Genomic DNA, 13,229 nt, shown 5'->3' on the forward strand with positions numbered 1-13,229 from the left:
TTATATTTTGGTTTATAAAGTTCATAAGATTTATAAACCTTATGAACTTTATAACTTATTAAAACCGGTAAGCCAATCCAATGGAAGGAGTAAATGCCGTGGATTTATACTTTCCACCAAACGTATCTATTACCCCCGGCGTAACCACATTTTCATAGGAATATTTCGCGTTCTTACTGAAACCTTGTATATACAAAAATGCCAAATCTATTTGCAAATTCTTATATGGTTCAAAAGTCAACCCGGCGGAAAAACCCAATTTATTCATTCCGGGAGTTTCCGGATTGTAAAAGTTTTTACGAATCGGACTTTGGTCATAATAAATTCCTGCTCGAAGATCCAATCGCTCTGTTGCTTTATAGCTCGCTCCAATTCGATAGGTCATCGTCGTTTTGTAATTTTTTTCCGCCTTGATCGGTTTAATTCCTAATTCAGCCTCGTTAAAATAAACATTTAAAGAATCATACGCGTTCCAACCTACCAATTGCAGATCCAACGCTAACTCCCAACGATCCGTGGGACGATAACTTACACCGAGTGTAGTGTTGGAAGGTAAAGGCAATTCCGCGTGAAAAGAACCTTGATCATATTTCGGGATCGAAATATTGGGTATATCAACACCCGCTCCTGCCAACATCTCACCATACTTGGAAAGTAACAACTCCATCTGTCCGAACATATTTTCAATATTCCGGTTGGAATAGGTTAATTCAGCATCTCCCTCTTTTACCCGCATCTTAATCTTTGAACGATAAGACAACCCTACCGTCACCTTATCACAAATATCATACATGATACCCACGTTAAAGCCTACCCTCATATGGGCGTTCCCCTCTAAACGAGCATAAGCCGGCGGTACAGTCGTATTTTTCATTAAACCTATCATATTTTGTATAGCCTCCTTTTCTGTTTCGGAAATAGGAAGATGAGGCAAAAGCGAACCTAATTTTTCTTCCATCGTATTCCCCAAGCCTTGAAAATCCTTCACACTCATTAATCCGCGGGAAAGATTCACGTTACCCCAAGCCAATTGCAAACCGACACCGACACTCAACTTATCCGTGATCTTATATGAAAGCGTGGGTTGTATTACATAGGACTTTAAACTAATATCCTGAATCAACGACGCACCTTCCCAATGCTTCGGCCATTTCAAGGAACTCCCGTAAGGAGTCGTCAAACTGATACCCGCTGCCAGATTATCATATATCTTAAATCCCGCGTAAGCGTATAATGGCGTACTCACCGGGTTATCCGTTTTAGCGGAATATCCCGCATTACTATATTTCGCTTTTGCCATCACGGCTGAAATTCCAAGTGAAAAATCCATATTTGTTTTCAAGAACACCAGCCCTGCCGGATTGAAATGCATACTCTCTGCCCCCAACTTCATCCCGACGCCCACGTGTCCCATTCCGGTCTGTTTCGTGCTCAACAAATTTACTTGATATCCCTCGGCAAAAACCGACAGGCTCAACATACAAGTCATTACCAATACGACTAATTTCTTCATACAATCTACTTTACATTATTACTCTACTATTCTTCTATAAAATAAAAGATAGTTATTTTTAAAATTAAAGGCACAAAAATAACATTCGCCTCCTCAAGTTGTTTCTACTTTACGGTATGCAATAAAAATTGGTTACCTTTGTACCCAAAATCTATATGCCATGATAACCTTTGAAATAGACACCGAATACATTGAATTAATAAAATTACTGAAAGCCACCCGCGTAGCCGAAAGCGGCGCGATGGCAAAGATTCTTGTCGAAAACGGAGAAGTCACTCGCAACGGTGAACCGGAATCCCGTAAACGGGCAAAAATAACGAAAGGCGAAATCATCACCGCCCTCGGACAAAGCATTAAAGTGATATAACAAAGAAGCCGACTGTAAAAACAGTCGACTCCCTCGATATACTCAAAACAATCATTTTTTATGTTTGTACCACTCTTTATTTTCTTCCCCGAACGATGACGCCCATTTCGAAAATTGCGGGTAAATCACATCAATTCTCTTTCCCTCGTCTTTACTCTTCAAATCTAACGATTCGTTAATAATATGTATCGCGAAAGGGAAATTATTATCCGAAACAAAATAAATTCCTTTCTCCGGATCAGACAAATCATGCCCGTAATGCAACAATTTCGTGTCCATCAAATCGGTCGGTTTGTAATTCGGCAAATGCACTTCGTGCCCCCGTCCCTCGTTCGTATTCACGATAATAAAAGGATTATAAGGAGGTAACTCCAGTTCATTCGTCTTCGTGGGCACATTCAATGTCATCTTTACCGTGAACGTTCTCTGATCCTCCGGGGCATTTATCACATCCAAAGCACTGTCAAATAAAATAATCGTGGCATCATTCGGTTGTGCACTCTCAAGTCCTTTCGCGTCCTTAGCGAAATGAGATTGCCCCGGGTAAGTGGTTTCAACACTCATACTACCAACTTTATACTTTCTAAACCCGTACTGATACCCGAAACCACTCTGCAATTGTGCCCCGACATTTTTCACTGTCCACGAGTCCTCTACCCGAACCAACAAATTACCTTTATTCAAAAAATGCTTTATACGATATTCAACCACCATATCATTCATATCATAATCGCCTTGATACGGCCAAATATCTTCATAAGCCAAAGTTCCCTCGTAAGTCATGGAATATACCACGCTCCCGTCATTCGGGAATTCATCATCCACATCCGGGACTCCATCATTATCTGTATCCGTCATATCCTTACCGTCCGGCATACTTCCGTCATTATATTCCACGTGGTCATCATCCGCGTCAATGGAAAAAATAAAATCACGATACACGGGTGATGAATTAAAATTCTGATCCTCAAGTCCCACGTAACGCACTTTTGTATTGGGATCACGCACGATAATCGTGTGGCTGCGTTGTTCTGTATTCAAACTTGTATTCGAGAACCCGATAGAACGTCCGCGTGCAACATCCACTACCGTATGATTATTAGCGTCGTATCCTCCCGCCAGAATAAACCACCCGATCGTCACTCCCGCCGGGAAAGTTTCACTCCACTCCTGCTTTACCTCATCCCAATATTTAAGCCGCACGTTATCTCCCAACTGCAAACCACCTTTTTCGGGGAATGTTGCATTCGGGAAAAGGATAATTCTCTGCACTTCTTCCGCTGTCTGTGGCGGGTTATTTGTCGGGTAATAATAATATCCGACCGTATTCGTACGGGTATTCCCGGAATTATTGATAACCACGATATCCACCGTTGCCCCATCCTTTATCACGTTCAAGTTCGCCTCACTATTTTTCACGATATAATCACTCACGTTTGAATCATCCATCTTCAACGTCGCATTCAACATGATTAAACCGTCTGCCGAAATATCCTTTTTTCCGCCCAGATTGGAAGGAACACCTTTATCATTCCAAGTCATACCATCTATCACTTTCATGCCTGCCGGATAAGTCGAATGCACGTACCCGTCCTCTCCCGCCCGGGATACCATACTTTTTCCTCTTGAAACCTCCAACGTCTTCACCATAGGCACGGCTATACTCGCCGAATATAAATAAATCTCATTCACGTAAGTTGGTACTTGAACCGTCTCCGAATACTCGCCATTTTCATCCGTGAACCCTCTGAATAACGGTTTCAGATTTTCTTTTTTCACCGTCCTCCCATTTATCGTATCCACGGGATACTCCGCATAGGCCTCAAAAAACACCTCGTACCCTTTCGGTATATCATACTTCACCCCTGCCGTCAATTTATTTGCCGTACGGAAATCAAAATAATCACCGGAACCTTCAGGAGCCTCTTTTTTCGACAAATCCTTATCAACGCATCCCGCCAATAAAAACAACGAGGCAATAATTCCCCAAACAAACGCCATTCTAAAATTCATAATCAATCCTATTTAGTCATATTTCAATACAAATATACGACATATTTCTCATTTTATATTTATCGCGACAAAGTATTTTTATTCAAACCATTAGACGTACACGATACACAACCAACACGACAGCTATCACGACGCCACCCCACACGATCCACACCCAACTCCCGATTCCACTCTTTTTGACCTCATCGACACTTGTATTTTGCTCCAGACCTCTTTTTTCACCGGTAGTCAACTTAACCTTCGTCGTATCCTGATCAGTGACTTTCTCTTTTAGACGGATTCTAGTGTCTATTTCTACAAATCTATCAGACGCTAAAGAACATGAGCCCGATGACCGAGGCGGAGATCATAGCCGCCCGAAAAAACATGGAAAGCTGGATAAACCCGTGAGCAGCTTCATGTTTCTGGTAAACGTGAAAGAAGCCCTCGGCTACACGCACGAGCAAACTCTCGACAGCAGCTATGCGCTGATCACCGGAATGTTGCAGGAATACGCCTACATGTGCAACGAACGCAACAAACTCCTGTACGGCGACGAGGAGGATGAAGACGAACCCTTCGAGTGGGTGGAACTCGTCGATTTCACCACAGGTAAGACAAAACGCTACAAGAAATACAAGGACGCGGGAAGCCGCATATAAAAAAAGTGACTGTTAAAAAAACTTGTTTTCAAACAGTCACTTTTTAAAGTCATGGAATAACGCCGTCTATTCTTTCGCCATATAAATAATCATATACCCGGATGTTTTCACAGCCAAGCCGAGCATAACCTTATCATTCCCCCAGTAAAATATTCCCTCACTTTCACCTATCTTTTTATACTTGCCACTCAAAAAACTCTCGACGTCTTCCACCGGAGTCGAAAGTTTCAAATTTACCGCGGCACTTTCCAGCTTTCCATTCTCAAACATATAGCCCATATAATCCTCGGCGTAATTTGAACCCTCGTAGAGCAAAGTTCCACCGGACTCCCTCTTAAAGTCCCTTCTTTCCTTTGCCTTTATTTGGGAAGCCGAGGCTCCAAAATCAAGTACAGGTTCCAGATACAACATCGGTTCATTGTCCGTTCTCTGCAATCTGGCAATGTATGTCTCACCCTCTTCTTCCATCTCCACGACAGCCCGATCCTTGTGCATCTCGATCACTTTCACGAAAGAGGCTTCTTTCCCATAAGTAACGGTAATCACGTCTCCTTCCAACGAGTAAGTTCCTTTACTCGTTCTGTTCATGTAATAATCATACTCCTCACAACCTCCACCACTTTTGAATTCCCAGTAACTTAACTCCGTGTCCAAGTCCGCAGGCTCAGTTTCTCCGTTTTCTTCAAACTCGTAAATACTCCATTTACCCACGAGCTCGCCCACGGATAAATCATCATCATCTTTGCTACACGCAACACATGCCAGCGCGAACACTACCATCCACATTAACTTTTTCATTCCGATTAAAATTTAATTACACCTTCCGTTTATTTGTATAAACGTTTCAAAGATATATTTTAAATTTCCCCTTCCAATAGAAAATACAAGAAACTATTCATATTTTATACTATTTCGCAGACATTTCAATCTCTTGTCGCTTTTTAAGTTAAAACAGTATTCTCGGACGAGAACCATGCTCGAGATATAAAAAACGCTTGACAGTTTATCACCATCAAGCGTTTTTCTGTACCCAGAACAAGACTCGAACTTGCACAGCCGTACGGCCACTAGTCCCTGAAACTAGCGTGTCTACCGATTCCACCACCTGGGCATTGTATCTAAGAACTTCGGACAAAAAACCTTGCAACTCCCTGCTGCAAGGCTTCTCTTTTTTGTTGTCCCACAAGGATTCGAACCTTGACTGACAGAACCAAAATCTGCTGTGCTACCATTACACAATGGGACAATCGTCATGTCAATTCAACAAGTATTTTGTTTTTTGACGCTGCAAATGTATAGCAATTTTTCATTTCACCAAAACAAAATGCGGAAAAATTAAAAGAAAATTGCTATTTTCGTGCGGTTGAAAAGGAACAAATTTAGGATATCCTTGATTACTAATAAGAAATATAAATTCAAAGAAGGAGAAGCATGTGCAACATTAAAAATCACCCCACGTTAAGTTACAGGTTGATCAATAATGTCACCGGATGGGTGGCGTTCGTGATAGCCAGTATCACTTACATTCTCACGGTAGAACCGACAGCCAGTTTATGGGACTGCGGCGAGTTCATCACAACGTCAGTCGGATTACAAGTAGGACACCCTCCCGGGGCACCTTTCTTTATGATTGTTTCGCGACTGTTCGCCATTTTTGCCCCGTCCCCGGAAACACAGGCTTACATGATCAATATCATGTCGGCGTTATGTTCGGGCTTCACGATACTGTTCCTGTTCTGGACAATCACGCATCTGGCCAAGAAAGTGGTGATTAAAAAAGATGAAGAATGTACCATGGGACAATTGTACGCTATCATGGGTGCGGGTCTGATCGGTGCGCTATGCTACACGTTCTCGGACACGTTCTGGTTCTCCGCCGTGGAAGGCGAGGTATATGCCATGTCGTCCCTGTTCACGGCTGTCGTGTTCTGGGCGATCCTGAAATGGGAGAACGTGGCGTTCCAACCGTACGCCAATCGCTGGCTGGTATTCATCGCTTACATGATCGGGCTTTCCATCGGGGTTCACTTGTTGAACTTGCTGGTAATTCCCGCCATCGTGTTTATCTACTATTTCAAGAAATACGAAACAACTAAATGGGGTGTGATCAAAGCTGCCGCTTTATCCTGCGTGATCCTCGGGACTATCCTGTGGGGTGTGATCCCGTACGTGATCATTATCGGCGGATGGTTCGAACTGCTGTTCGTCAACAGCATGGGGCTACCTTTCAACACGGGTGTAGCTGTCTACGCTATCCTTCTGATCGGCGGACTTGCTTACGGTATATATTACACGTTGAAACACAATCACACGATCGTCAACACGATCCTGACCTGTTTCGTGGTCATGTTGATCGGCTACTCCTCCTACGCCATGGTGGTTATCCGGTCGGTCAGCAACCCTCCCATCGACGAGAACAGCCCGGATAACGTGTTCGCGCTCCTTTCTTATATAAGCCGCGACCAGTACGGGCAGGAACCGTTGATCTACGGACCTTATTACAACGCCCCGGTCATTGCCGTGGAAGAAGGCGGTCCGATCTATTACCAGAACGAGAAAACCGGGAAATACGATGTCGTGGGACACAAGACCGAGGTGAAATACGATCCTCATTTTTGTACCATCCTGCCGCGTATGTACAGTACCGCGCGTGACCCGCAGTCCTACATCGAATGGGTGGGATTACCCGCCGGCCCCACGTACTCGGTAGACGGACAAAACCGTCAAAAACCGACTTTCGGGCAAAATTTGAAATTCATGTTCCGTTATCAGCTCGGGCACATGTACCTGAGGTATTTCATGTGGAACTTCTCCGGAAGACAAAATGATATCCAAGGACACGGTGATTTCCGTTACGGGAACTGGATCACGGGCATTCCTTTCGTCGACAATATGCTGGTCGGCGATCAAAGCATGATGCCCGACACGTTGAAGCACGACAAGGCAAACAACAAATATTACATGCTTCCTTTTATCCTCGGGTTACTGGGTATGTTCTACCAGTACCAGCGGGGAAAACAGGGAAAGAAAGACTTCTGGGTGGTTATGCTGCTCTTCTTCCTCACGGGTATCGCCATCGTGCTTTACTTGAACCAATATCCTTATCAACCGCGTGAACGGGATTACGCTTACGCCGGCTCATTCTACGCATTTGCCATCTGGGTAGGATTCGGGGTACTCTACCTTTGGGAACTTCTCCAAAAGAGAATGGATTCCCGCAAAGCTGCCATTGCGGTAACGGCAGTTTGCCTGTTCGCCGTACCGGTGAACATGGCGGCGCAAAACTGGGACGACCATGACCGCAGCGGACGTTACGCGGTGATCGCGCATGCCAAAAACTACTTAAGCACCTGCGCCCCGAACGCCATACTGTTCACTTACGGGGACAATGACACCTTCCCGTTGTGGTACGCCCAAGAGGTGGAAGGCTTCCGCCGGGACGTGCGCATCGTGAATTTGAGTTTACTTGCCGGGGACTGGTATATCGACCAGATGAAACGAAAAGCCTACGAATCACCGGGGGTACCAATCTCTTTCACGAAAGACCAATATCATTACGGAGTACGCGACTTCGTGGCTATCGAAGAGAGAACCGACAAGCCGTTCAGCATCGCCGAAGTAATGAATTTCGTCGGTCAGGACGGCGCGGAATACAAGACGAACCGCTATCAAGGCGAACCGTTGAATTATATCCCCACCCGGAGCCTGTATCTCCCCGTGGACAAAGAGAAAGTTCTCGCCAACGGAACCGTGCAACCGGAAGATGCAGACGAGATCGTGGACAGGGTGGAAATCAAGCTGACAGGCAACTCACTGAATAAATCCCAACTCATGGTACTCGACATTCTGGCTGCCAATAACTGGGAACGGCCTGTATATTTCGGTATCGGCATGGGACAGGACAGCTACATGGGCTTTGACAAATACTTCCAGCTGGAAGGTGCCGGCTACCGCGTGGTACCGATCAAGACGGAAAACAAGGATGCATATTACGAGTTCGGTCGCATCAACTCGAACGTGTTGTATGACAATTTGATGAATAAGTTTGTCTGGGGAAATATCAATGACCCGAAAGTAAATATCGACCATTTCCACGACAATACCATTGCCGTGATGAAATACCGGAATACTTTCTTGCGTCTTGCCCAGAAACTGGTGGAAGAAGCCGTAAACGAAAGTACGGTACTCGGCGACTCCACGATAAGTGAAATCGTAGACTCCTCGAAGATGCAGGAAGCCGTCAAGGTACTGGATAAATCACTGGAAGAAATTCCGCTTTACCAAGTTCCGGCAGATTATTTCTTGATCTATTATATCCCGATCTATTACACAGCGGGAGAAAACGAGAAAGCAAACGATCTGGCATGGGCTTTGGCACTGGATAACGCTCAAACGTTAAGATATATCCAATCTCTATCCGCCAACCGCAGGCAAATGCTTAACCGGGACGAACGGAACAGCATGCAGATACTGCAAATGTTGATCGGATGGGCAAGAAGCAGCGGCGAGGAAGATTTCGCGCAGGAAGTACAAACCATGGTGGAGAACACGCTGACCGGGAAACCGATCACCAGTAACCGGGTGAATAAAAACTTCCCGATAGACAGTAAAATGAATAAACAATAAAAAGGGGAAAATTCCCCTTTTTATCAGTCGAAAGTCTATAAAGTCCATAAGGTCTATAAGGTCACGGGTGTCCTTCGGACTATATCAACGGCAATAAAATTGCCGTTATAGTAAAGCGCCCGCAGGATCCATGGACTTTCGACCTTATGGACCTTACAGAGCTTACGAACTTTATTAACTTTATAAACTAAAAATACAATGATCACGATCGACCATATTAAAGAGCTGGCAGAGAGAGGTGAAGCATTGAGGAGGTATCTTTGACATAGATGGTAAAAAGGTACAACTCGCTGAAGAAGAATTAAGAACGCAAAATCCCTCCTTGTGGGATAACCCGAAAGAGGCGGAAGTCTTGATGAGAAAGGTACGCGAATTAAAATCATGGATAGAAGGATACGAACAAGTAACTTCTGCCGTGGGCGATTTACAGGTACTTTTCGATTTCGCCAAGGAAGGAGAAGCCACCGAAGAAGAAGTAGACGCCCAATACGAGGAAACCGTACGGATAGTGGAGGATATCGAGATGCGCAACATGCTGCGTAAAGAGGAAGACCATTTCGGTGCTATCATGAAAATCAATTCCGGAGCCGGGGGTACGGAGAGTATGGACTGGGCAAGCATGCTCTACCGGATGTATATCCGTTGGGGTGAACTGAACGGTTACAAGGTAAAACACGTGGATTACCAAGAAGGTGAAGAAGCGGGTATTAAATCCGCCACGCTCGAATTCGAGGGCGATTACGCTTACGGCTACCTGAAGTCGGAAAACGGCGTGCATCGTCTCGTGCGTCTGTCCCCCTACAACGCATCGAACAAGCGCATGACCTCCTTCGCCTCGGTATTTGTCTATCCCGCCGTGGACGACACCATCGAGGTCACGATCAACCCTGCCGACATCAGTTGGGACACATTCCGAAGCGGAGGTGCCGGGGGACAGAACGTGAACAAAGTGGAAACCGGAGTACGCCTGCGCCATGCCCCGACAGGCATCATGATCGAGAACACGGAATCCCGTTCGCAATTGCAGAACCGGGAGAACGCCATGCGATTGCTGAAAGCCCAGTTGTACGAACTGGAACTTCGGAAACGTCAGGAAGAAATGGACAAGATCGAGGGAACAAAAAAGAAAATCGAATGGGGGTCACAAATCCGCAGCTACGTGTTCGACGACCGACGGGTGAAAGACCACCGCACCAACTACCAGACATCAAACGTACAAGCCGTGATGGACGGTGAAATCAACGATTTTATCAAGGCTTACTTGATGATGTTCGGCGGCGGGGAAGAATAACATACTGATTCTGTGATTTAGCGATTCAATGATTTAGTGATTAAAAATCACAGAATCGAGAATCACGAAATCACAGAATCTATAAATTCTAAATTTTCATTATGGATTTCAGTAATTGCAAAATATTAATCGTCGGGGACGTGATGCTCGACAAATATTATTTCGGGAAAGTGGAACGCATTTCGCCGGAGGCTCCCGTGCCGATCGTGAATATCGTGACGGAAGAATCCCGATTGGGCGGAGCCTCGAACGTGGCAAACAACATCAGCAGTCTGGGCGGGCAAGCCACCTTGTGCGGAGCCGTGGGATACGACTTTTTCGGGAAGGAGATCGAGCGAATGGCGCACCGCAAGGGAATCCGCACGGAGTTCATCAAAACAGAGCAACCCACGATCACGAAAGCCCGCGTTATCGGCGGACGCCAACAAATCGTGCGCCTTGACTACGAGCAACGACTGGAAGTACCCGAGAAAACAAAAGAAGATTTTAAAGTTCATCTAGAAGAACTCATCCGTGAAAACCCAACTCTCGTGATCTCCGATTACGGGAAGGGCATGATTTCCGATGAAATTTGCACTTTTCTGATCTCGATCGCCAAACAGCACGGGACGCGCGTCATCGTGGACCCCAAGGGACAAAACTGGGCAAAATACGCCGGGGCGGATTTGATCACGCCAAACGTGAAGGAACTCGGGGACATCATCGGGCATCCTATCAGTAACGAGGACACCGGAATCGAGGCTTCGGCAAAGGAAATCATCCGGAAGTACGGGTTGAAAGCCTTGCTCGTGACTCGAAGCGAGAAAGGCATGAGCCTGATCTCCGGACAAGAAACAGTGCATATCCCGACACACTCGCAAGAAGTGTTCGACGTGAGCGGAGCCGGAGATACCGTGGTGGCAGCCTTAGCGTTAGCACTGACCGCGGGTAAAGATATCAAGGAATCTATCCGCATCGCCAATATCGCGGCAGGAATCGTGGTACAGAAGATCGGAACCGCCACGCTGACGGCAGAAGAGTTGAGAAAAGCGATGTAGAAAGAAAAGAGTTATAAAGTTCATAAGGTTTATAAAGTTCATAAAGTAATAAACCTTACGAACTTTATAAACCTTAAAAACTCTATGAACTATTTGATTTTAGAAACAAAGTATTTCAAGAAAGTCACATCATCCGTAAGTTCCGGATGAAAAGAGGTCACCAGCATATTTCTTTCTTCAGCGGCAACCACGTGACCGTCCAGTTCACACAATACTTTCACCCCGTCTTCCACCTTTGTTATATAAGGTGCGCGGATAAACACCAGCTCGATCTCTTTCGAGTCGACGGCGGGGATTACCTGTTTCGTGGAGAAACTATCAATCTGGCTACCGTAAGCATTGCGGCGCACGGAGATATCCATAACTCCCAAGTGAGTCACCGAATCGTTCACCAGATCTTTTGCCAACAAGATCATTCCGGCACAAGTTCCCCACACGGGAAGTCCCCCGACAATCTTCTCCCGCAGGGGGGCCATTAACCCCGTGCGATTGAGAATCTTACCCATGGTGGTACTCTCCCCTCCCGGCAAAATGATAGCGTCAATAACGTCCAATTGTTCCGGGTATTTCACGATCACGGGTTCATGTCCCAATGCTTGAATCTGACGCTCATGCTCGACGACAGCCCCCTGAAACCCTAAAATGCCTATCTTTTTCATTATTTTACCACCCTCTCTCGGCGTATTTATTTTCCAATTTGGATATTTCCAACCCGGACATCGGCTCGCCCAAGTTCTCTGACAATTCGGCCAATTTAACCGGATCGTTGTAATAAGTAGTTGCCAACACGATAGCTCTCGCTCTCTTGGCAGGATCTCCCGACTTGAAGATACCGGAGCCAACGAATACACCCTCGCAGCCCAATTGCATCATCAAAGCGGCATCGGCGGGAGTGGCGATTCCACCGGCAGCAAAGTTTACAACCGGCAATTTACCGTTCTCGTGCACGTATTTCACGAGGTCGAAAGGAGCACCCATTTCTTTAGCGAGCGTCATCAAAGCTTCTACCGGGGCAGATTGTACCTGATGAATATCATTGTTCAACTGACGCATATGTCTTACAGCCTCAACCACGTTTCCGGTTCCGGCTTCTCCCTTGGTACGGATCATGGAAGCACCTTCGCCGATGCGTCTTAAAGCCTCGCCCAAGTTGCGGCAACCGCAAACAAACGGTACTTGGAATTTAGTCTTGTCCACGTGATACAGATCATCCGCGGGAGTCAATACCTCGCTCTCGTCGATATAATCAATGCCGATGGCTTCCAATATTTGAGCCTCAACAAAGTGACCGATTCTCACTTTAGCCATTACAGGAATAGATACGGCGTTCTTAATCGCCTTAATCATTTGCGGATCTGACATTCTGGCAACACCGCCATCTTTACGAATATCCGACGGCACTCTTTCCAGTGCCATAACAGCACATGCCCCGGCAGCCTCTGCAATCTTCGCCTGTTCAACATTGGTTACGTCCATGATAACCCCACCTTTAAGCATCTGCGCCAAATTTTTGTTCAATTCATATTTTCCCATAAGGTTTTTCTTTAGAATGTTAAAACTATAAATAAACAATTGAAAATAAGTTTCTTGATAAAGAAAAGAATGCTTCCGCAAACGTTTTCTCCCGTTTTTAAAACCTTTTCCAAAACGGGGAACAAATATACAATTTTAGATGAAAAGAAAAGTTTTTTGAGGGACTTTTTCGGACAAATACATCTTTAGGATTGTTACAAATTATAAT

Annotated in this window: 11 protein-coding genes and 2 tRNA genes; 5 read left to right on the forward strand and 8 right to left on the reverse strand. The window is 45.5% G+C overall.

Translation table 11 applies throughout. From position 1 onward, the window contains the following. Positions 1–58: 58 nt before the first annotated feature. On the reverse strand, positions 59–1,513 hold the full coding sequence (locus H8S64_RS19685) for an OmpP1/FadL family transporter (protein WP_186978402.1): 1,455 nt from the start codon (positions 1,511–1,513) through the stop codon (positions 59–61). Positions 1,514–1,673: 160 nt separating this feature from the next. Here H8S64_RS19685 and H8S64_RS19690 point away from each other — a divergent pair, with 160 nt between their 5' ends. Then, complete coding sequence (locus H8S64_RS19690; RefSeq protein ID WP_099293806.1) at positions 1,674–1,880, forward strand: RNA-binding S4 domain-containing protein; 207 nt, start codon at positions 1,674–1,676, stop codon at positions 1,878–1,880. Positions 1,881–1,931: 51 nt separating this feature from the next. Here the strand turns inward: H8S64_RS19690 and H8S64_RS19695 are convergent, their stop codons facing one another. Beyond that, positions 1,932–3,893: an LruC domain-containing protein gene (locus H8S64_RS19695; RefSeq protein ID WP_186978403.1), complete on the reverse strand. Its 1,962-nt coding sequence runs from the start codon at positions 3,891–3,893 to the stop codon at positions 1,932–1,934. Between the two features lie 82 nt (positions 3,894–3,975). Beyond that, the gene (locus tag H8S64_RS19700) at positions 3,976–4,125 is read right to left on the reverse strand and encodes a hypothetical protein (RefSeq protein ID WP_186978404.1); all 150 of its coding nucleotides are present in this window, start codon (positions 4,123–4,125) and stop codon (positions 3,976–3,978) included. Between the two features lie 52 nt (positions 4,126–4,177). On the opposite strand from H8S64_RS19700, the gene H8S64_RS19705 reads away from it, so the two are divergent. Continuing rightward, complete coding sequence (locus tag H8S64_RS19705; protein WP_255469638.1) at positions 4,178–4,534, forward strand: hypothetical protein; 357 nt, start codon at positions 4,178–4,180, stop codon at positions 4,532–4,534. 66 nt (positions 4,535–4,600) lie between these two features. Here the strand turns inward: H8S64_RS19705 and H8S64_RS19710 are convergent, their stop codons facing one another. From H8S64_RS19710 to H8S64_RS19720, 3 genes are all read right to left on the reverse strand, one after another. Then, positions 4,601–5,332, reverse strand: coding sequence for a lipocalin-like domain-containing protein (locus tag H8S64_RS19710; protein ID WP_186978405.1), 732 nt, complete (start codon positions 5,330–5,332; stop codon positions 4,601–4,603). 229 nt (positions 5,333–5,561) lie between these two features. Then, positions 5,562–5,645: transfer RNA gene (locus H8S64_RS19715), tRNA-Leu, on the reverse strand. 64 nt (positions 5,646–5,709) lie between these two features. Beyond that, positions 5,710–5,780: transfer RNA gene (locus H8S64_RS19720), tRNA-Gln, on the reverse strand. Positions 5,781–5,965: 185 nt separating this feature from the next. On the opposite strand from H8S64_RS19720, the gene H8S64_RS19725 reads away from it, so the two are divergent. From H8S64_RS19725 to rfaE1, 3 genes are all read left to right on the forward strand, one after another. Next, on the forward strand, positions 5,966–9,160 hold the full coding sequence (locus tag H8S64_RS19725; RefSeq protein WP_186978406.1) for a glycosyltransferase family 117 protein: 3,195 nt from the start codon (positions 5,966–5,968) through the stop codon (positions 9,158–9,160). 198 nt (positions 9,161–9,358) lie between these two features. Beyond that, a protein-coding gene (prfB, locus tag H8S64_RS19730) for a peptide chain release factor 2 (protein WP_186978407.1) occupies positions 9,359–10,451 on the forward strand; the annotation gives its coding sequence in 2 pieces (ribosomal slippage) (positions 9,359–9,421 and positions 9,423–10,451; 1,092 coding nt in all). A gap of 101 nt (positions 10,452–10,552) precedes the next feature. Beyond that, positions 10,553–11,488 (forward strand): D-glycero-beta-D-manno-heptose-7-phosphate kinase, encoded by a 936-nt coding sequence (gene rfaE1 / locus H8S64_RS19735; protein WP_186978408.1) that lies wholly within the window; start codon positions 10,553–10,555, stop codon positions 11,486–11,488. 89 nt (positions 11,489–11,577) lie between these two features. Here rfaE1 and pdxT read toward each other — a convergent pair whose 3' ends face one another. Next, positions 11,578–12,147 (reverse strand): pyridoxal 5'-phosphate synthase glutaminase subunit PdxT, encoded by a 570-nt coding sequence (gene pdxT / locus H8S64_RS19740; RefSeq protein ID WP_099293816.1) that lies wholly within the window; start codon positions 12,145–12,147, stop codon positions 11,578–11,580. Positions 12,148–12,151: 4 nt separating this feature from the next. Further along, entirely contained in the window at positions 12,152–13,021 is an 870-nt protein-coding gene (gene pdxS, locus H8S64_RS19745) for a pyridoxal 5'-phosphate synthase lyase subunit PdxS (RefSeq protein ID WP_099293818.1), read from the reverse strand. Positions 13,022–13,229 lie beyond the last annotated feature (208 nt).

Origin of the sequence: Butyricimonas hominis (genome assembly GCF_014287455.1) — a bacterium.
Taxonomy (GTDB): domain Bacteria; phylum Bacteroidota; class Bacteroidia; order Bacteroidales; family Marinifilaceae; genus Butyricimonas; species Butyricimonas muris.